The 20716-nt window shown below is 60.3% G+C and carries 18 protein-coding genes and 1 tRNA gene; 6 read left to right on the top strand and 13 right to left on the bottom strand.

Annotation, left to right across the window (positions count from 1 at the left end; all coding sequences use genetic code 11):
* Nucleotides 1-24: 24 nt before the first annotated feature.
* From B9H00_RS05265 to rplU, 10 genes are all read right to left on the bottom strand, one after another.
* Complete coding sequence (locus B9H00_RS05265; protein ID WP_086899761.1) at nucleotides 25-510, bottom strand: FKBP-type peptidyl-prolyl cis-trans isomerase; 486 nt, start codon at nucleotides 508-510, stop codon at nucleotides 25-27.
* Nucleotides 500-1027, bottom strand: a complete 528-nt coding sequence (lspA, locus tag B9H00_RS05270) for a signal peptidase II (RefSeq protein ID WP_086899762.1) — start codon at nucleotides 1025-1027, stop codon at nucleotides 500-502. The genes B9H00_RS05265 and lspA overlap by 11 nt, the downstream gene beginning before the upstream one ends.
* Complete coding sequence (ileS, locus tag B9H00_RS05275) at nucleotides 1020-3854, bottom strand: isoleucine--tRNA ligase (protein WP_086899763.1); 2835 nt, start codon at nucleotides 3852-3854, stop codon at nucleotides 1020-1022. The genes lspA and ileS overlap by 8 nt, the downstream gene beginning before the upstream one ends.
* 17 nt (nucleotides 3855-3871) lie before the next feature.
* Nucleotides 3872-4933 (bottom strand): bifunctional riboflavin kinase/FAD synthetase, encoded by a 1062-nt coding sequence (gene ribF / locus B9H00_RS05280; protein WP_086899764.1) that lies wholly within the window; start codon nucleotides 4931-4933, stop codon nucleotides 3872-3874.
* Nucleotides 4934-4997: 64 nt separating this feature from the next.
* Nucleotides 4998-6512 (bottom strand): murein biosynthesis integral membrane protein MurJ, encoded by a 1515-nt coding sequence (murJ, locus tag B9H00_RS05285; RefSeq protein ID WP_086901715.1) that lies wholly within the window; start codon nucleotides 6510-6512, stop codon nucleotides 4998-5000.
* A 189-nt stretch (nucleotides 6513-6701) separates the two neighbouring features.
* The gene (gene rpsT / locus B9H00_RS05290; RefSeq protein WP_086621949.1) at nucleotides 6702-6968 is read right to left on the bottom strand and encodes a 30S ribosomal protein S20; all 267 of its coding nucleotides are present in this window, start codon (nucleotides 6966-6968) and stop codon (nucleotides 6702-6704) included.
* A 117-nt stretch (nucleotides 6969-7085) separates the two neighbouring features.
* Entirely contained in the window at nucleotides 7086-8231 is a 1146-nt protein-coding gene (gene proB / locus B9H00_RS05295; RefSeq protein ID WP_086901716.1) for a glutamate 5-kinase, read from the bottom strand.
* 39 nt (nucleotides 8232-8270) lie between these two features.
* Nucleotides 8271-9473 (bottom strand): Obg family GTPase CgtA, encoded by a 1203-nt coding sequence (gene cgtA / locus B9H00_RS05300; RefSeq protein ID WP_086899765.1) that lies wholly within the window; start codon nucleotides 9471-9473, stop codon nucleotides 8271-8273.
* A 194-nt stretch (nucleotides 9474-9667) separates the two neighbouring features.
* Entirely contained in the window at nucleotides 9668-9925 is a 258-nt protein-coding gene (gene rpmA / locus B9H00_RS05305; RefSeq protein WP_086621944.1) for a 50S ribosomal protein L27, read from the bottom strand.
* Between the two features lie 32 nt (nucleotides 9926-9957).
* Complete coding sequence (gene rplU / locus B9H00_RS05310) at nucleotides 9958-10266, bottom strand: 50S ribosomal protein L21 (protein WP_086899766.1); 309 nt, start codon at nucleotides 10264-10266, stop codon at nucleotides 9958-9960.
* A 374-nt stretch (nucleotides 10267-10640) separates the two neighbouring features.
* Between rplU and B9H00_RS05315 the strand changes: the two genes are divergently transcribed.
* From B9H00_RS05315 to B9H00_RS05325, 3 genes are all read left to right on the top strand, one after another.
* Nucleotides 10641-11579, top strand: a complete 939-nt coding sequence (locus B9H00_RS05315; RefSeq protein ID WP_236944359.1) for a polyprenyl synthetase family protein — start codon at nucleotides 10641-10643, stop codon at nucleotides 11577-11579.
* A gap of 64 nt (nucleotides 11580-11643) precedes the next feature.
* Nucleotides 11644-11720, top strand: a tRNA-Pro gene (locus tag B9H00_RS05320).
* A 145-nt stretch (nucleotides 11721-11865) separates the two neighbouring features.
* A complete protein-coding gene (locus tag B9H00_RS05325; RefSeq protein ID WP_086899768.1) occupies nucleotides 11866-12744 on the top strand; it encodes an MBL fold metallo-hydrolase in 879 nt (292 codons plus the stop codon).
* A gap of 45 nt (nucleotides 12745-12789) precedes the next feature.
* On the opposite strand, the gene B9H00_RS05330 is transcribed toward B9H00_RS05325, so the two are convergent.
* A complete protein-coding gene (locus B9H00_RS05330; RefSeq protein WP_086899769.1) occupies nucleotides 12790-13332 on the bottom strand; it encodes a GAF domain-containing protein in 543 nt (180 codons plus the stop codon).
* Nucleotides 13333-13471: 139 nt separating this feature from the next.
* Nucleotides 13472-14341: a D-amino-acid transaminase gene (locus B9H00_RS05335; protein ID WP_086899770.1), complete on the bottom strand. Its 870-nt coding sequence runs from the start codon at nucleotides 14339-14341 to the stop codon at nucleotides 13472-13474.
* Nucleotides 14342-14615: 274 nt separating this feature from the next.
* On the opposite strand from B9H00_RS05335, the gene trhO reads away from it, so the two are divergent.
* Nucleotides 14616-15575, top strand: coding sequence for an oxygen-dependent tRNA uridine(34) hydroxylase TrhO (gene trhO / locus B9H00_RS05340; protein WP_086899771.1), 960 nt, complete (start codon nucleotides 14616-14618; stop codon nucleotides 15573-15575).
* Nucleotides 15576-15618: 43 nt separating this feature from the next.
* On the opposite strand, the gene glnE is transcribed toward trhO, so the two are convergent.
* On the bottom strand, nucleotides 15619-18564 hold the full coding sequence (gene glnE, locus B9H00_RS05345; RefSeq protein WP_086899772.1) for a bifunctional [glutamate--ammonia ligase]-adenylyl-L-tyrosine phosphorylase/[glutamate--ammonia-ligase] adenylyltransferase: 2946 nt from the start codon (nucleotides 18562-18564) through the stop codon (nucleotides 15619-15621).
* Between the two features lie 137 nt (nucleotides 18565-18701).
* Between glnE and B9H00_RS05350 the strand changes: the two genes are divergently transcribed.
* Nucleotides 18702-19520: an amidohydrolase family protein gene (locus tag B9H00_RS05350; protein WP_086899773.1), complete on the top strand. Its 819-nt coding sequence runs from the start codon at nucleotides 18702-18704 to the stop codon at nucleotides 19518-19520.
* 50 nt (nucleotides 19521-19570) lie between these two features.
* Nucleotides 19571-20650, top strand: a complete 1080-nt coding sequence (locus tag B9H00_RS05355) for an AbrB family transcriptional regulator (RefSeq protein WP_236944360.1) — start codon at nucleotides 19571-19573, stop codon at nucleotides 20648-20650.
* Nucleotides 20651-20716: the final 66 nt, after the last annotated feature.

Raw genomic sequence — 20716 nt, forward strand, 5'->3', positions numbered from 1 at the left:
GGCCGACCCCGCCATGGAGTGCGGTCAATGGGTCGTGGCGGGCCTTAGCTCGAGCACTTCGACCTCGAAGCTCAAAGTACGTCCGGCCAGGGGATGATTGAAATCCACTTCGACCTGACGCTCATCCACCGATTTGATCACGCCGGGCAACTCTCCCCCACCCGTCGGGTCGGCAAAGGACATGACCACACCTTCTTCCAGCGCGTCCTGATCCTCGAAATCGGTGCGCTTGAGCATCTGCACGTTCTGAGGATTCCAGGGGCCGAAGGCATGTTCCGGCGCCACATCAACCCTTCGGGTTTCCCCTGCACGCATGCCCCGGATCGGCTTTTCAAAACCGGGCGGCAGATTGCCGTCACCGAAAACAAGTTCAGCCTGGCGCTTGCCACGGGTGGTATCCACCTCGGTGCCATCTTCCAGACGCAGGGTGAAATGGATGACGATCGTCATGTTGTCATCGGCGACCAGTGCTGCACCGCTGCTGCCATGATCGATAGGGTTATCCTTCATGATGACGCTCCGATGATGAAGTGTCGCTTTTCTCACGTCTGAACGAGGCGATGATAATGCCCAGAGCGCCCAGCGTGATGGCCGCATCAGCCAGATTGAAGGCCGGGTAATACCAGCCCTGCCAGTGAAAGGATAGAAAATCCACCACGTAGCCGTGAACCAGTCGATCAAACAGATTACCGATGGCCCCGCCAATGATCAGCGAGATCGACACCTGGTTGAGTCGATCATGGCGCTCGAGACGGGCCAGCCAGATGCTCAGTGCAATCACGGCCCCAACGGCAATCAAGGCAAACAACCAGCGTTGCCAGCCTGCATGCTCGGCCAGAAAGCTGAAGGCAGCCCCGGTATTGTGCAAAAGCGTCAGGTTAAAAAACGGCAGCACTTCCACCGGGCGGGCGTAGGCAAGCGACATGCTTGCCCACGCCTTGGCACCCAGATCCAGTACGATGACGGCCAGCGATAGCCACCACCAGCGCAGCGTATAGCGGGCGTGCGCGTATTGCCCCTTAGGCATGGTGACGCACCTCACCGGGGCCGCCCGGCAGATTGGCAATCGAGCGCGCCGACAGCGTCGGATGCTCCGGATCGGCGCCAACGTCAGCACGGCGCTCCCAGCTGCGCTCATCCTTGTCGAATTCGCTCAGACGGATGGCCACCTTCAGGCCTTCAAGCTCGGTCTCACGCGCATCGCCACCCTCACTCAACGGCGCCAGTGTCGCCTCGGAGGTGATCAACACAAAGCGCAGTTCCTCCTCAAAGCGTGACAGCAGCGCATAAAGCTCGTCATCCACATACAGGGTGACTTCACTGTCCAGCGCGCCCTTGATGATGCCCTCATTACGGGCATCCTCAAGCTGCTTGTTGACCGCCTGCTTGACCTCGATCACACGATCCCAGAAAGCTCGACCCATGGTCGCGTCTTCCGGCAGCGTGGCAAGGCCTTCGTAATAGGTCTCCAGCAGCACGCTGTCACCGCGCTCGCCCGGAATATGCTCAAAGATCTCTTCGGCCGTGAAGGAAAGAATCGGCGCAATCCAGCGCGACAGCGCCTCGATCACATGATAGAGCGCACTCTGACAGCTGCGGCGTGCCAGTGAATCCGGCTGGGTGGTGTACTGACGATCCTTGATGATGTCGAGATAGAAACCGCCCAGATCGCGGGCACAGAAATCGTGCACCTGCTGATAGACATCGCGGAAGCGATATTCATCAAACGCCCTTTCAATGCGTGCCTGAAGCAGCGCGGCGCGATCAATGACCCAGCGATCCAGCGCGATCATGTCTTCAAACGCCACCATGTCGCGCGCCGGATCAAACCCATTGAGGTTGCTCAGCAGAAAGCGCGAGGTATTGCGAATGCGACGGTAGACGTCGGCAGTACGCTTGAGAATCTCGTCAGACACCGCCATCTCGCCGGAATAGTCGGTCGAGGCGACCCAGAGACGCAGAATATCGGCGCCCAGCTTGTCCATGACCGTCTGCGGGGCGACCACGTTACCCAGTGACTTCGACTGCTTGCGCCCCTGCGCATCCACCGTAAAACCGTGGGTCAGAAGCTGGCGATACGGTGCATGACCGTCGATCGCGGCACCGGTCAGAAGCGAAGAGTGGAACCAGCCGCGATGCTGATCCGACCCTTCCAGATAGAGATCGGCCAGCGGGCCGCTGTCGTGACCCTGGGGATGCGAACCGCGCAGCACGTGGCGATGGGTAGTGCCGGAGTCAAACCAGACGTCCAGCGTATCCATCACCTTGTCATAGTCACTGGCCTCAGAGCCCAGCAGCTCGCTGGCATCGAGCCGGAACCAGGCATCGATACCTTCCTTTTCAACGCGCAGCGCCACGTCTTCCATGAGTTCGACGGTGCGCGGATGCAGCTCACCGGTCTGCTTATGCAGGAAAAACGGGATTGGCACGCCCCAGTTACGCTGACGCGAGATGCACCAGTCCGGACGATTGGCAATCATGCTGTGCAGACGCGCCTTGCCCCAGGCTGGTGTAAACCGGGTTGCCTCAATGCCTTCAAGCGCCCGCTCACGAAGCGTTTTGCCATCCTGCCCCGGGATATCCATCCCCACGAACCACTGCGCCGTGGCGCGATAGATCACGGGCGTCTTGTGGCGCCAGCAGTGCATATAGCTGTGAATGATGGGCTTGTGCGCCATCAGCGCGCCCACTTCTTCAAGCTTTTCGATAATGTTCGGATTGGCCTTCCAGATCATCTGACCGCCGAAATACGGCAGGTCATCGACATAGACCCCGTTGCCCTGAACCGGATTGAGCATGTCATCAAAGCTCATGCCGTGGGCGCGACAGGTATTGAAGTCGTCCACACCATAGGACGGCGCTGAATGCACAATACCGGTACTGCCGACTTCGGACTCGACGTAGTCGGCCAGATAGACTGGTGACAGTCGGTCATAGAAGGGATGGCGGAAGTTGATCAGATCCAGGGCGCTGCCCGTCGTCGTGGCGACCACCTCACCGCTCAGCCCAAAGCGCTCCAGAGAACTCTCGACAAGCTCTTCGGCCAGCACGAGCAAACGTTCACCGGTATCGACCAGCGCATAGGTGAAATCCGGATGCACGTTGAGTGCCTGGTTGGCCGGAATGGTCCAGGGCGTGGTGGTCCAGATCACCGCCGCTGCCGGTCTGGAAAGGGTCTCCAGACCAAAAGCCGCCGCCAGCCTGTCAGCATCTTCTACCGGAAAAGCCACATCGATGGCATCGGACTGTTTGTCCTGATACTCCACCTCGGCTTCGGCCAGTGCCGAACCACAGTCAAAACACCAGTTGACCGGCTTGAGCCCCTTGAAGACAAATCCCGCCTTGACCATGTCAGCCAGCGCCCGAATTTCGCCCGCCTCGTTGACATAATCCATGGTGCGATAGGGATGCGCCCAATCGCCGATCACGCCCAGTCGAACGAAATCGGTCAGCTGCGTTTCGATCTGCGCAGCGGCATATTCGCGACACAGCGCACGCGCCCTTTCAGGCTCCAGATGCTTGCCATGGGTGGTCTCTACCTTGTGCTCGATCGGTAGACCGTGACAATCCCAGCCCGGCACGTAAGGCGCATCAAAGCCTGCCAGGTTCTTCGACTTGACGATGATGTCCTTGAGAATCTTGTTGAGCGCGTGGCCGATATGGATGCTGCCGTTGGCATAGGGAGGGCCATCATGCAGCACGAACAGCGGGGCACCAGCGCGCGCCTCACGCAGGCGCTGGTAGAGATTCATGTCCTGCCACTGCGAGACCCGACCCGGCTCCTGTTTGGGCAGCATGCCGCGCATGGGGAAATCGGTATGGGGCAGATTCAACGTATGCTTGTAGTCGCTCATAACCTGATGGTCAGCCGTCACTGTTCATGTTTGCTGCGTTCCGCCGCCAGTGGCGCCGAGGCCATGGGATAGCGACAGGAAGGCAATGATGCATCCACCCCTTCTGCGCCGGACAAATTGCCCAATGCGTCAGAAGCGTGCTGCCGGAAAGTGTGTTGCTTGAAGTAGTCGCGCGCCTGGTTGATATCCAGATGAATGCGGCGCTTGAGTTCCTCAATGGAAGCGAAGGTCTCCTCGCCGCGCAATCTCGCGCACGGCATGACCATCAGACGCTGTCCATACAGGGATTCATCAAAATCAAAAAGGTGCACTTCCAGAACCGGTCGACTTGCCCCAACCGTGGGTCGCCAGCCGATGTTGAGTACGCCAGGCACCTCACGACCATCCTCAAGTCTGGTCACGGCGGCCATGACGCCGCGCAATATCAGCGGCCCCGGCAGCATGGGCAGGTTGGCCGTGGGCACACCGATGGTGCGCCCGAGCTGGCGATCCTTCACCACACGCCCTTCCAGACTGAAGGGACGACCGAGAAGCCGCGCAGCCTGCTCGAAATTGCCCGACGCCAGCAGGGTTCGCACGCGCGTGCTTGATACCCGCTCACCACCGATCTGAAAGGTACGTGTGTGTTCTACCGAAAAGCCGGCCCGTTCGCCAAGCGTTTTGAGCAGATCGAAGTCGCCGGCGCGGTCGCAGCCGAAACGGAAGTCGTCTCCCACCACCAGATGGCGAATACCCAGCCCCTGAATCAGGACACGATCGACGAACTCACGCGCGGACAGTTCGCGCAACCGACAATTGAAGGGCAAACACAGCACACGATCAGCGCCATGCTGGCCCAGCAGGCGAACCTTGTCACTCAGTCGGGTCAGCCGGGGCGGCGCCTGATCACCGGAGAAATACTCGCGCGGCTGAGGCTCGAACACCACCACCACGGCCGGCAGGTCATGCGCCCGGGCATGTGCCTTCAACTGATCCAGAATGGCCTGATGGCCAAGATGGACCCCATCGAAATTACCGATGGTGACAACACTGCCCCGGTGCCGGGGGCGTAGATTATGTAACCCTCTGATCAGTTCCATGCCCACTGCTGCCCGCCGTGATAAACCCTCGATTATAGCGCTGTACGCGCCATACGCACAGGCATCAGCCGCGCAGTTTGAAATGGCGGAGACGCACTCCGGCAATTCCGAGCCAGGCAAAGTAAACCACCATCGCCGTAACGATCAGCCCCAGGAGCACGCCAAGCCGCCGCTCAATGCCCCACGACAACCACTGTTGCCAGTCGGGCGTAAACCACCAAAGCCCACCAGCCAACAGTACACAACCGACCAGAAGTTGCAGTGCAAAGCGTGCCCAGCCGGGCTGAAAATGCAGCACATCGCGCCTAAGAAGCCCGCGCCCCAGCAGCATGGCATTGAGCCAGGCCGACATGGCCGTGGCCAGGGCCAGGCCTGCATGCGCCAGCGGCCACATCAGAATCAGGTTGAAGGCCATGTTGGCAATCATCGCAATGATGCCGATCTTTACCGGCGTCTTGGTATCCTGACGGGCGTAATAGCCGGGCGCCAGCACCTTGATCAGCATGAAGGCGACAAGCCCCAGCGCGTAGGCCCGCAGACTGCGCGAAGACATCACGATATCGTGATCAGTCATTGCGCCATAGTGAAAGAGCGTGATCAGCAGCGGCTCGGCCAGCACGATCAGCGCCAGTGCTGCCGGCAGCCCAATCAGCAGCACGGCACGAATTCCCCAGTCGATCATGCGGGCAAAATGCGTGGGGTCGTCACTGGCATGCCGGCGTGACAGGGCCGGCAGAATCACGGTACCGATGGCGATACCAAAGACACCCAGCGGCAGTTCGACCAGGCGATCAGAGTAGTAAAGCCAGGAGACACTGCCGCCTACCAATACCGACGCCAGCACGGTATCCAGCAGCAGATTGATCTGGGAGACCGACACACCAAACATGGCCGGTCCCATCAGACGCAGGATACGGCGCACGCCAGTATGGCGGAAGTTGGGTTTTAATCGGGGCAAAAGCCCCAGCCGCATCAAAAACGGGATCTGAAACAGCAGCTGGGCGACACCGGCAATCAGTACCCCCCAGGCCAGTGCCATGACCGGGACATCCAGCAGCGGCGCCAGCCACAGCGCCGCCCCGATCATCGACAGATTCAAAAGCACCGGCGTAAAGGCCGGCACGGCGAAGCGACCGTAGCTGTTGAGCACGCTACCCGAGAAAGCCGTCAACGAGATCAGCAGCAGATAGGGAAAGGTCAGGCGCAACATCTCTGCGGTCAGCGCCAGCTTGCCATGACCATCATCATGAAATCCGGGTGCGAAAACCCAGACCAGCCAGGGGGAACAGAGTACGGCCAGCACCGTAATACCCAGCAGGACCACGGCCAGCGTTCCAGCCGTGGCATCCAGCAGTTCGCGTACTTCCTTGCGCTCACGCTGGGAAGCATATTCCGAAAGCACGGGTACGAAGGCCTGGTTGAAAGCCCCTTCTGCAAACAGACGGCGCAGAAAGTTGGGAATCCTGAACGCAATGAAGAAGGCATCGGCACCGCTGCCGGCGCCAAAAAGCGTCGCTACCACCACATCACGTGCCAATCCCAGCACCCGTGACAGCATGGTCATGACGCCCACCACCATGCCCGAACGCAGCAGTCCGGCGCCCTTTGCGCCGCTCACTTCAGCACTCACGAAATATGTTCTCCCCACCTGGAAAGGGCCACATGATGATCGCTGTCATTCATCGCAGCGTTGCCCGAATACGCAAAAAACCGGCCGAAGCCGGTTTTTTACAGGTACTGCTGTCTATAACAGGGCGTTCCCCTGTTATCAGGCAGCCAGCGCCTTGATACGCGCGTTCAGACGGCTCTTGGTACGAGCGGCGCGGTTCTTGTCATAGGCATGCTTGTCGGCGATGCGGTCGATCACACGCTGAGCAACGCGGAACTCGGCCATGGCAGCACTGTGGTCGCCGGTGTTGATTGCCTTGAGAACACGCTTGATGTGCGTGCGCACCATGGAACGCTGGCTGGCATTTTTCTGGCGGCGGCGCTCGGACTGGACGGCGCGCTTGCGAGCCTGACGGGTATTGGCCATCGTCTACTCCCTGGAGTGTTGACGTTGATGAATTTTGATAAAAGTGCCTCTTGGGCGGGCACCTTCACAAGAGAGGCGGCATTCTAGCAGTGCCCCCGTAGCAATACCAGCCCCCAATCAGGGGTCGTGGAGGATCACCATATTGTCACGATGGATCAACTCGGGCGCTTCGATATACCCCAGATGCGCCACGATGTCATGTGTCGGCACACCCAGTATCCGGCTGGTGTCCTGAGCGTCGTAATTGGTCAAGCCCTTGGCGATCGGCTCGCCGTCGCCATCCACGCACAGCACCATGTCGCCGCGGCGAAAATTACCCTCCACGGCCGTCACGCCGACCGGCAAAAGGCTCGAGCCGCGCTGACGCACCCGCGCCACAGCCCCCTGGTCCAGCGTCAACGTGCCGCGGACCTGAAGCTGACCGGCCAGCCAGCGCTTGCGTGCGGTCATCGGCGCATGCTCCGGCACCAGCAGCGTGCCAATGTTTTCGCCTTCAAGCAGACGCGACAGTACCTGCGGCTGGCGACCGCTGGCAATCAGCGTCAGCGCTCCGGAGCGTGCCGCCAGGCGAGCAGCGCGAATCTTGGTCGCCATACCCCCTCGACCCAGCTTGCCACCGTCACCGGCCACGGCCACCCAGCGCGGGTCGTCCGCCTTGCCCTCGCTGATCAACTGCGCATCGGCATCCTTGCGGGGGTCAGCATTATAAAGACCTTCCTGATCGGTCAAAATGATCAACGCATCGGCTTCCAGCAGATTAACTACCAGAGCACCGAGGGTGTCATTGTCACCAAAGCGAATCTCGTCGGTCACGACCGTGTCATTTTCATTGACGATGGGCACCACACCCAGGCCAATCAGGGTACGCAGCGCCGAGCGCGCATTGAGATATCGCTTGCGGTTGGAAAGGTCATCATGGGTCAGCAGAATCTGCGCGGTACGAATGTCAAACCGCGCAAAGTTATCCTCGTAACTGCGGATCAGCCCGGTCTGTCCCACAGCAGCAGCGGCCTGAAGGTCATGCAGCGCACTCGGGCGCACCTGCCAGCCCAGCCTGACCATGCCTTCCGCCACGGCTCCGGAAGACACCAGCACTACTTCAATGCCTCGCCGATGCAGCTCGGCGAGCTGATCCACCCAGCCACCGATGGCCGCTTCATCAAGCCCGCGCCCATCGTTGGTCAGCAGTGCACTGCCGATCTTGACCACTACCCGTCGCAGCCGTGTCACCTGATCACGACTGTCCGCTACCGCCTGCTCCATCATCGCGCTCTCCGGATCCGGTGTCATGCCCGGCAGGAATCAGGGCTGATACTCCACTTCGACATCGAAATCATCGTCGTCGAAGTCGTCATCGTCGCTATTGTCTTCATCGCGGCGCTTGCGCCCGGCCATGAACGCCATACGCGCCTCGGTACGCGCAACGGCTTCGGCCTCCATACGCTCGCGAACGGCACGCGTGCGGGCCGCAAAATCTTCGTCTTCCTGCTCGAGCCGGCGCTGCTCGACCAGCCAGCGATGCACGGCCTGAACCAGTTCATCGGTCCCCTGCCCGGCAATGGCAGAGATTCGAAAGATCGGACCTTCCCAGCTCAGCCGCTCGACGATGCGCTCAAGCATCGCTTCACGCGTATCATCATCAACCAGATCGCACTTGTTGAGCACCAGCCAGCGCGGACTTTCAGCCAGCGTCGGAGAGTATTGCTCAAGCTCGTGAATGATCTTTTCGGCCGACTCGACCGGATCGCTTTCATCAAAGGGTGCCACATCGATGACGTGCAATAGTAGACGGGTACGGGTCAGGTGCTTGAGAAAACGAAGCCCGAGCCCGGCACCATCAGCGGCGCCCTCGATCAGACCCGGCACGTCAGCCATGACGAAGTGCTCCTGCACCCCCAGCTTGACCACCCCCAGATTGGGCACCAGCGTCGTGAACGGGTAGTCCGCTACCTTGGGGCGCGCCGCCGAGACGGAGCGAATCAGCGTCGACTTGCCGGCGTTGGGCATACCCAGCAGGCCAACATCGGCCATCAGCTTGAGCTCGAGACGCAGTTCGCGTCGCTCACCGTCCCCTGACGGTACGCTCTGGCGTGGCGTCCGGTTGGTCGAGGACTTGAAATGCACATTGCCCAGGCCGCGGCGCCCGCCCTGTGCCACCTTGAGCTCCTGACCCACGGCCGTAATATCCCCGATGACCTCAAGGGTCTCGACGTCGATCACCGTGGTGCCCACCGGCACCTGCACGATCAGATCCTCGCCCTTGCGGCCATTCATCTGACTGCCGCGACCGGGCTGACCGTTGGGCGCCTTGTGAAAGCGCTGAAACTTGAAGTCGATCAGCGTATTGAGCGACTCATCACCGACCAGAATGACACTGCCGCCGTGACCGCCATCACCACCATCCGGCCCACCACGCGGCACGAATTTCTCGCGGCGAAAACTGACGCAGCCACTGCCACCATTACCGGCTTCCACCGTGATCGAGGCTTCATCGACGAACTGCATGCCATTACTCCCGGCGACTCGTCGCCCTGTCTACTAAAACGATGATCAAAAAATAAAGGACTTCGTATCAATCCATATCATGGCGTTCATATTACGCCTGACGAGATACGAGCGCCCATGGGTCGTCATGCCGACCGAACCCTCATGATAAAAAAAAGCCCCGCCTGAGCGGGGCTTTTGAGCAGTCAGCGGTCTCAGGCGGAGACGATGCTGACGTGCTTGCGCTTTTTCGGACCCTTGGTCTCGAACTTCACCTGACCGTCGCGAAGCGCGAACAGAGTGAAGTCACGACCGACGCCGACGCCTTCACCGGCGTGGAAACGAGTGCCACGCTGGCGAACGATAATGCTGCCGGCAGAGGCTTCCTGACCACCGAAGAGCTTGACGCCGAGACGTTTGGACTCGGAATCGCGACCGTTACGAGTACTACCTGCGGCCTTCTTGTGAGCCATGAGTATGACCTCCTGAAAATGCGGAAAAACGCTTACGCAGTAATCCCGGTGATTTTGACTTCAGTGTACCACTGACGGTGGCCCTGACGCTTCATGCTGTGCTTGCGGCGACGGAACTTGAGAATATGAACCTTCTCGCCGCGGCCGTGAGAGACGACCTCTGCCTTGACAACAGCGCCCGACACCAGCGGTGCACCGATCTTGACATCGTCACCGCCGACCATCAGCACCTGATCGAAATCGATGCTGTCACCAGTGGCCACATCCAGCTTCTCCAGCTTGATGCGCTGGCCTTCCTGGACGCGATACTGCTTGCCGCCGCTCTTGATTACTGCGTACATGGAATTCTCCAATTGACTCATCCGGTTGGCTGCTTCATCGACCTGTGGCAAGTGGACCCGAATCTGCGTAAAACAAGGATTACAAGCCATCTTACAGGGAGCACGATGAGTTAAGGGCGCGAATTATAACCGCCCGCGCGAGGCAACTCAAGGCCCGCCATGATGCATCTTGACGCCCATGAAGGGGTTACCTAGCATACCGGGCATCCATGTCGCTTCGACGACCAAAGGGCCTTCGAGAAGACTGCCCGGCAAACCCAAGCCCCCTGTTGTCCTGCCGGCCCGGGCCCATGCCTGCAGGGAATAGAAGCCCGAGGTTCACTGTGAACAGCCAAGTCGTTTCACCCAGCGTCTCCAGGACCCATGAACCCGTCATGGAAGACTTTGCAGCTGTTGACCGCACCATTCGCGCGCAGCTTGCCTCCCATGTTCCCCTGATCGAAACGATCGGCAACTACATCATTGAAAGCGGTGGCAAGCGCGTACGCCCGCTGCTGGCCCTTCTATCGGCCAGAGCGCTGGGATATGAAGGCCAACAGCACGTCACGCTGGCCGCCCTGATCGAGTTCATGCACACCTCCACACTCCTGCACGACGACGTCGTGGATGAGTCCCATATGCGTCGCGGCCGTGCCACGGCCAACGACACCTGGGGCAATGCGCCATCGGTACTGGTAGGCGATTTTCTCTATTCGCGCTCGTTTGAAATGATGGTTGAAGTTGGCTCCATGCCAATCATGGCCGTGCTGTCCAACGCGACCTCCATCATTGCGGAAGGCGAAGTGCTGCAGCTGACCAACATCGGCAACGCCGACATCGATGAGTCTGCCTACTTCGATACCATTCAGGGCAAGACGGCGATGCTGTTCGAAGCCGCCTCTCATACCGGGGCACTGGTCGCCGGCGGCAGCGAGACACAGATCGAGGCCCTCAAGCTGTATGGTCGCCACCTGGGGCTGGCCTTTCAGCTCATCGACGATCTGCTGGACTATCAGGGCGATGCCAGCGAAATGGGCAAGAATGTGGGCGATGACCTTGCTGAAGGCAAGCCGACCCTGCCCCTGATTCGCGCCATGGCCGTGGGCAGTCCGGCACAGGCCAATGTGGTCCGTCGCGCCATCAGTGAAGGCGGGTTGTCCTATCTCGATGAAGTGCTGACCATCGTGCGGGATACCGGCGCACTGGAATACACCCGAGCGCGCGCTCACGAAATGGTGGATCGCGCGCTTGAGCAGCTCGCAATGCTACCACCGTCCCCCTATCGCGAGAGTCTGGAGCTGCTGGTTCGCCAGGCCGTGGATCGCCATTCCTGACAGGGGCTTGCATTACGAGAAATGCGCAGTATAATGCGCACCGTCATGACGAGCTCATGACATTCGGAATATAGCTCAGCTTGGTAGAGCGCTGCCTTCGGGAGGCAGAGGTCGTAGGTTCGAATCCTGCTATTCCGACCAGTTTCCAAAGCGCCTGTCTTCATCGACAGGCGCTTTTTTTATGCCGACTTTTCACACTGCCTGACCGGACGCCCGCATCACCAGGCTGGCGATCTGCCTGCGACGCGCTATCCTGCCCCCATCGACATTCAAGACTGGAGGTCCCGTGAGCGATAGCCTTTTTCCCGATCAGCAGCCTGTCAATGTCCATCATCTGCGCGTCGGCGAGATCGTCGTTACCACCCTGATGGATGCCTACATGCAGGGCTCGCTGGAACTGATCCAGCACATTGATGCCTCTCGCGCCGAAACACTTCAGGCCCGGAGCCTGCGCCCTGATCCGCCTCGTATCACGCTCAATGCCTACCTGCTGCACATTGGCGATCAGCGCGTGCTGGTGGATACCGGTTATGGGGCGCTGGCCAGTGGCGAAGGTGCGCGCCTGTCACAGGGCCTGAGCGACATCGGAGTGCTGCCTGATGCCATTGATGCCATCCTGATCACACACCTGCACCCGGATCATATTGGCGGTCTGATCACCTCCAGCGACCAGCCTGCCTTTGTCAATGCCCGCATTCTGGTACCGGGTGAAGAACTGGACTTCTGGCAGCAGTCAACGCCCGATGATGCCTCGGATATGTTTGCCCAGCAGTTCGACGTGGCCCACCGCGTGCTCGAAATCAATCGCGATCGCATCGAGCGCCTCGACAGCGATCAGGTCATGGAGGGCGTGACCCGTGTCGCTCTGCCGGGACACACGCCGGGGCACAGCGGCTATCTGATTGAATCCGGCGATGAGCGACTGCTGCTATGGGGCGATATCGTGCACCTGCCGCAGATTCAGCTGCCGGAACCCGATGCCGGAGTACTTTTTGATGTGGACGGCCAGCAGGCCGTGACGACAAGAAAGGACATTCTTGCGCGCGTGGCCCGGGAGAAACTCATGGTGGCCGGTCACCACCTGGATTTTCCCGGCATTGGTTATATCGTGGAAGACACGCAGGGCTATCGCTTTTTGCCCCATGTCTGGTCGCCCACACTCTGATAACTGTAAGAAGCTCCGGCCCGAGCCGGAGCTTCACCCTGTTGGTTATTCCGCCAGGGTCTGTGCTGAAGATGACGCTCGCGTCCTGCCATCGGCTCTGGACATTTCACGCTTGGCGTAAGCCGCAAAATCGATCAGCTGTCGCCTGTCGCGATAGCTCATCTGGCGTGGCTTGCGATCAATGATGCAGACCACGCCCAGCGCGGTTCGCTGCGCTGAATGAATCACTGCACCGGCGTAAAATCGCAACCCGGCCTCTCCAGTCACCAGCGGGCTATCCCTGAAACGTTCATCCAGGGTGGCATCCTCGACCACCAGAATCTGTGGCTCCCTGATCGCCTGATCGCAAAAGGAGATCTCGCGAGGCACCTCTTCAATACCTTCCAGACCGACTTCCGACTTGAGCCAGACCTGCCTGTCACCGACCAGCGAGATCATTGCGATCGGCACATCAAAGTGGCGCGACACAAGGCGCGTAATGGCATCAAAGCGCTCCTCGCGCGGGGTATACAGCATCCCGAGTTCGTCCAGTGCCGCCAGCCGCTTCTTCTCCTTCTCCTCCTCCCACTCCCCATCATCTTTCGCCATTTCAGCGCCTCCCGTATAGAACAGCGCCCCGAAATGCCAACCTGTGGCACGTCCACCCACATCGCCAGGCTACTGTGGCGTTTCTATCGGCCGACGGACGCCTCAACTTGACCATGATGGGAGAAGTCAAACCTATACTTCAGTTCTGGCCGGCATCCATCGCCTCAAGGCTTGCCTCGATATAGAGACGGCGCAGGGCTCTGGCAATCTCTCCAGGCTCGCCGCTCCCTACAGGGCGCTGATCGATCGACACTACCGGATACACCAGCGATGTGGCCGAGGTCATGAAGGCCTCCCGAGCGTTTTGCGCCTCCTTGATGGTAAACCCGCGCTCCTCGACCTTCATATCATGCTCCCTGGCCAGCTGCATGACGGTACGGCGGGTGATGCCATGCAAAAGCGAGCGAGACAGCTCTCGAGTGATCAGCGTGTTGTCATGATCAACGATCCAGGCATTGCTGGAAGAGCCCTCGGTCACCAGCCCCGACTCCACCAGCCAGGCATCATCGGCCCCGCGCTTTTTGGCCTCCATCTTGGCCATGGACGGATACAGCAACTGAACCGTCTTGATATCGCGACGACCCCAGCGCATGTCGGGCAGGGAGATGACCTTGAGCCCCCGTTCGGCCAACGGGCTGTCGATGATGGGCTTTTGCTGGGTAAACGCCACCACCGTGGCCGGCGTCTGCGATTCGGGATAGGCAAAGTCCCGGTCGGCGACACCGCGGGTCACCTGTAGATACACCAGCCCTTCCTGCAGGGCGTTTTTATCGATCAGCTGACGATGAATATCGCGCAGAGCATTATCATTAAGAGAGAGATGCATGTTCAGCTCGTTGAGCGAGCGATGCAGACGCGCGGCGTGCCCCTCGAAATCCACCAGCCTGCCCTTGAGCACGGCCGTCACCTCATAAATGCCGTCGGCAAACAGAAAGCCGCGATCAAAGACAGAAACGCTGGCTTCACTTTCCGGTACGTACCGACCATTGACGTAGACTGTTCGTAACATGAGCCCTTCCACTGTGCGTTGTTCTGCGCCATAAGCGCGCAGGGGTAATCTTGTTATCAGGCCATCTACCGCGACCCATTACCCTGATCATATCAGTGCCATCGGGGTGCTGCGCGGCGGGACAAATGCTCTGCCCTGTCGCTGGCGATATTCGACACGGCAACAGGCAGGGGTGCAACCGGACAAACGGATGCGTAAAATGCGCGCCGACGCCCATTCGGGCTCATGGCCCCCCTGGTCCGCCCCTTGCGAGGGCGACTGCCTGGAGAATCATATGACACCCCCAGATCTACCCAACGAGGGCCCCATTGTGGTGGCCGCCCTCTACAAGTTCGTCTCACTTCCCGACTTTGAGGCCCTGCGCGAACCGTTACTCGACGCCATGCGCACCAATGATGTCAAGGGCACCCTGCTGCTGGCCGAGGAAGGCATCAACGGCACTGTCTCCGGCACGCAGGACAGCATCAATGCCCTGCTGAACTGGCTCAAGAGCGACCCGCGACTGGCGGATCTCGAGCACAAGGAATCCCGGGCGCAGGAGCAGCCGTTTTACCGTACCAAGGTCAAACTGAAACGCGAGATCGTGACCCTTGGCGTGGATGGCGTTGATCCCAACCGCCGAGTCGGCACCTACGTTGAACCCGAGCAGTGGAACGAACTGATCAGCGACCCGGAAGTGCTGCTGATCGACACGCGCAATGACTACGAAGTCGAAATCGGCACCTTTGAAGGTGCGGTAGACCCGAAGACCCGCTCGTTTCGTGAGTTTCCCGAGTATGTGAAGGCCCATTACGACCCGGCCAGACACAAGAAGGTCGCCATGTTCTGCACGGGAGGCATTCGCTGCGAGAAGGCCTCCAGCTACATGCTGGAGCAGGGATTTGAAGAGGTGTATCACCTCAAGGGGGGCATCCTGAAATATTTGGAAACGGTGCCCGAGCAGGATTCCCGCTGGCGCGGCGACTGCTTTGTGTTCGACAACCGTGTGACCGTGCGCCATGACCTCAGCGAAGGCGAGTTTGACCAGTGTCACGCCTGCCGACGTCCTATTTCAGCAAAAGACCAACAGTCAGAGTATTACGAACCGGGCATCAGCTGCCCGCACTGCTGGGACAGCCTGCCCGAGAAGACGCGTGCAGGCGCCCGCGAGCGTCAGCGCCAGATCGAACTGGCAAAGGCACGCGGAGAAGCCCACCCCATCGGTCGCGATCCACGTACTGGCCAGAACCACTGAGCCAGAATCAGGCCATCGGACCGGGCCGCCCAACAGGGCGGCCTTATGGGTCGGTGGACGCCTGAGCACTATCGGAGGTTTCCCCATCGGATTCGAGATAGCGCTGCCAAAGGGCCTGTACGGCCTGGCGGTGCTCGACGAATCCAGCCTCCGGCACCAGCGCTCCGGCACGCGTCAATGCCCCACGGTGGCTGGCATCACGGTAGGCAAGCCAGGCCTTGCGCAGCTGTTCGGCGCCTTCAAACGGCAGATGGCCGGACGACTCCAGCGTCTCCAGTATTCGCATGTTGTCGGTATAGGTCAGCAGGGCCTTTTCACGGTGCCCCATGGCCAGCACTGCAAACTGATTCATGAACTCGATATCGACCATGCCGCCCGGGTCCTGCTTGAGATGGAACCAGCCGGCAGTTCGTGTCTGCTGACTGCTGCCCAGGTGCTGACGCATCTTCTCGCGCATGGCGACCACTTCGCGTTTGAGCGTTTCCACGTCCGGCGCTCTTGAAAGCGTCTCTCGGCGAATATCTTCAAACCGGTGGGCCAGCGCCGGACTACCAGCCACGGCGCGGGCACGCACCAGCGCCTGATGCTCCCACACCCACGCCTCGCGCCGCTGATAATCGGCAAACGCTTCCAGCGATGAGACCAGAAGCCCCGAGTTGCCCGATGGGCGCAGGCGCATATCCACTTCATAGAGTACGCCGGCAGGCGTCGTGGTGGTCAGCATGTGAATGATGCGCTGACCCATGCGGGCATAGAAGACCGGGTTGTCGAGGCTGCGATCCCCATTGGTACTGCCTCGTGGATCGGCATCATGCAAAAAGACCAGATCCAGATCAGAACCATAGCCCAGCTCGATCCCGCCAAGCTTGCCATAGCCCACCACCAGAAAATCGGCTTCCTCGGCGCCGGCATGACTCCCATCGCGTCGACGGGGATAGCCGTGACGCGCCGTCAGCCCCTGCCAGGCCAGCTGCACGACGGCTTCCAGTACCACCTCGGCGATCATGGTCAGATGATCACTGACCACCATCAGCGGGCGCGCGCCGGCCACATCGGCTGCCGCCACATTGAGCACGCGGGCATGACGAAACAGCCGCAGCGCCTCAAGCTGGCTCTCTTCATCGTTGGGGGGCAAGCGTGACAGGGTCTGTCGTAATTCATCTTCCAGCTCACCACGCTCGGGCGGCGTATAGAGATTGCGCGGGTCGAGCAACTCATCCAGCAGTACCGGATAGCGCGCCAGCTGCTCGCTGATCCAGGCGCTGGCACTGCAAAGACGCACGAACTGCGTCAGCGCATCGGGGTTTTCCTTGAGCAGGGACAGATAGGCCGTGCGGCGCAGCACCGCCTCTACCAGTGCCAGCACACGCTCAAGCGTGATATCCGGTGTATCAGTGGTGGCAACATTGGACAACAGCACCGGCATCAGCGCTTCAAGACGCTCAAAGCCGATACGCTGCATGCCGGTCACGGCGCGTCCGTGACGCAGCTTGAGCAGGCGCTCGCGGGCCCGCGGCGGGTCGCGAAAACCGGACTCGGACAGCAGCGCAATCGCGGCCTCATCATCAAAGGCCTCCTGCCAGAGCGCCCGCCACTCTTCGAGTGCACCAGCCTCGATCAGCTCGTGATCCTCTTCTTCAGGGGGGGCCACAACCTCATCAAAGCGCTCACGCACCCGGTGGCGCACCTCTTCAAGATTTGCCACCAGCCCGTCCCAGTGCTCATGTCCCATGGCAAAGGCAATACGATCACGAGCCAGCGCCTCATCGGGGAGCGATTGGGTCTGGCGATCTTCCAGCCCCTGCAGGGCGTGTTCGAGATCGCGTAGAAAAACATAGTCAGACTGCAGGGCACGTACATCGTGACGTGACATGATTTCAAGACGCTCAAGCTCGGCCAGCGCCCGTTTGAGCGAGGGCGTCTGCAGCTCGGTCACGCGACCGCCACGAATCAGCTGAAAGGCCTGAACGACAAATTCCACCTCGCGAATACCGCCAGCACCCAGCTTGATATCATCCTCACGCCCACGACGCCGAACCTCGCGATTGATCAGTGCCTTCATTTCACGCAGGGATTCGATCGCGCCGAAGTCAATGTACTTGCGATAGACAAAGGGCCGCAGTTCCAATAACAGACGCTGTCCAGCCTCAAGATCGCCCGCAACGGGGCGCGCCTTGAGCATGGCATAGCGCTCCCACTCGCGACCCTGACTCTGGTAGTAGGACAGAAGGCTGGCGAAGCTGCCGGTCAACGGCCCGCCATCTCCCAGAGGCCGAAGACGCATGTCGACGCGAAAGACAAAGCCATCCGCCGTCACCGCATCCAGCGAGGCGATGACCTTCTGACCCAGCCGGGTGAAGTACTCCTGATGCTCCAGCGAGCGCTCACCGCCCTGCGTCTGCCCCTTTTCGGGATAGGCAAAGATCAGATCGATATCGGAAGAGAGGTTGAGCTCGCCGGCCCCTAGCTTGCCCATGCCCAGTATCACCATGCGCTGGGGCCGCCCATCACTGTCGGGTGAAGGCTCGCCATAGCGGGCTGCCAGTGCCTTTTCGTGCCAGCGCAGCGCCGCTTCCATGCAGACCTCGGCAAGGCGCGAGACGGCCGCTGCGATCCCCCAGGCATCGGCATAATCATTACGATCACGCCAGATGATTGCCACCATGCGCTCGCGCCGAAACCGCCGCAGCACCCGCTGAAGGTCCGCCTCACTGGCGGCCCCTTCAAGGGCATGATCGAGCCAGCTTTCCAGAGTTTCCCGGGCAGGGGCGGCCACCAGCTCTTCGTGAGAAAGCAGACGATCAAGCATGACACCGTCGTTGGAGAGGGCTCGCGCCACAAAATCACTGGCCGTGATGGTGGTGACCAGTTCACGCAGGCGCTCTTCGCCCAGGCGTGCCAGCAAGGCCTCATCAAATGTCTCAAGGGTACGACGTGCCTGCGACTGCAGTGCTTCAGGCAGGCCAGTCAGGGCAGCTTGCAGGGACATGGAAGGGCCTCTCTTTGATCCGTTACCTGTCAGCATAACGAAGATTGCAGTCGGAGCCATCACCCCGCATGCTTGTTATACCTGCCAAGGGTATAAAATACGCTGTCTCATGATCGCTAAACGCTCAAGGAGCTGCCATGGCCGAGGTTATCCCCTTTACCGGACACTACCGACACGACCATCGTGAACCGCATGGCTGCTTCGATGCTCACCTGCACATCATCGACCCCCGCTTTGCCCTGATCGATAATCAGGGGTTTCGACCTGCCCCCTTCACCGTGGAAGACTATCGAAAGGCCACCCGCGGGCTGGACATCCGGGGCGGTGCCATCGTGTCAGGCTCCTTTCAGGGCACGGATCAGGACTATCTGCTGGCCGCACTTGAAACGCTGGGCGGTGATTTTGTAGGCGTAACACAGCTGCCTGACGAAACCAGCGATACCCGACTGCTTGAACTTGACGAGGCCGGCGTCCGGGCCATCCGATTCAATCTCAAACGGGGCATGACGACAGACCTTGAGGCCATGGCCCGCCAGGCTCAGCGCGTCTTTGATGTGGTCGGGTGGCACTGCGAGATTTATGCCGATGCCAGCGATCTCGCACCACACCTCGCACTACTGCGCACGCTCCCGGCCATCGTCATTGACCACCTTGGGCTGTCTCAAGCGGGCGTGCCCACCCTTCTGGCCCTGGTCGAAGCCGGTGCGCACGTCAAGGCCAGCGGTTTTGGACGCGTCTCGCTGGATGTACCGGCCACGCTTGCCGCCATTGCCGATGCCAATCCGCATGCCCTGATATTTGGCACCGACCTGCCGGGCACGCGCGCGCCTCGTCCCTTCCGGGAAGGTGATATCGAGCTTTTACACAACACCCTGGGCGATGCCCATGCCATGCTGGCCCTTCATGACAATGCCGTCGCTCTTTACCGACCACGCGGCAGCGATAGTGTGGCCTGATATCATATGATCATGCCCTTCCCCCTGACCGCTGCTGGAGCCTGACCACCTTGCTTGCCGATCGCCTGCCTGCCTCTCCCCTTTTTCGCTGGATCGTGTTGTTGAGCGCCTGTGCGCTGGCGAGTTTTCTGCTTCAGTGGCTACACATACCGGCCGGCGCCCTGATCGGCCCGATGGCGGTCTCCGTGGTCTTTGGCGTTACGGTAGGCGGGTTGAAGCTGCCGCGCGTATTGTTCAAGTCAGGCCAGGGCGTCATCGGGCTTTTGATCGCTCAGGCCATGACGCTGACCGTGCTCTCCACCATCGCCGAGAGCTGGCCGGCCATGATGCTGGCCACCGTGGTCACACTGGTGCTGAGCACCGTGGTCGGCATTTTGCTGGTGCGCTACGGCGGACTGCCCGGCACCACGGCGGCCTGGGGCACCACACCGGGCGCCGCCGCCGCGATGGTCGCCATGGCAGAGCAGGCCAACGCTGACCCAAGGATCGTGGCCACCATGCAGTACGTCCGCGTCATCTGCGTGATCATGGCCGGCGCACTGGTCAGCCATTTTCTGGGCATCTCGGAAAGCGACCACACCACCGCTCACGGCATGACATGGGACATTAACGGTCTGCTGTCGCTGGTGGTGGCACTCGCGCTGATCGCCGCGGGTATCAGCATTTGTGATCGCCTGCTGCCGGCCGGTGCCTTGCTGGGCCCAATGCTGCTGGGGACCGTCGTGCAGGTTTCCGGGTTCATCGACATTCAGCTGCCGCTGCCGCTTCTGGAAGCCGCCTACGCCTGTATCGGCATTTACGTGGGGCTGCGTTTTGATCGCCAGACGGTGCGCAGCGTCATGCATGCCTTCAAGTGGATGTTGATGGCATCAATGATGCTGATCGGTTTCTGCGCCCTCTCGGCGCTGATGCTGGTGCCCATGATGCACAGCGACTTTCTGACGCTATATCTGGCCACCAGCCCCGGCGGGCTGGACTCGATGACCATTATCGCCCTCGACACCCATGCCGATGTGGCCATTGTGGCGGCCCTGCAGGCCCTGCGTCTTTTCACCGTGGTGCTCATCGGACCGTCCATGGCGCGCTTTATTGCCCGCTTTGCCCGTGAGCCGTCACCCTGTTCACATTAGAGGTCTCGGCCGCCCTGTCATGGCATGGCCACGTGATTTATATCCACCTTTTTGGAGCCATCTGCG

Origin of the sequence: Kushneria marisflavi (genome assembly GCF_002157205.1) — a bacterium.
Taxonomy (GTDB): domain Bacteria; phylum Pseudomonadota; class Gammaproteobacteria; order Pseudomonadales; family Halomonadaceae; genus Kushneria; species Kushneria marisflavi.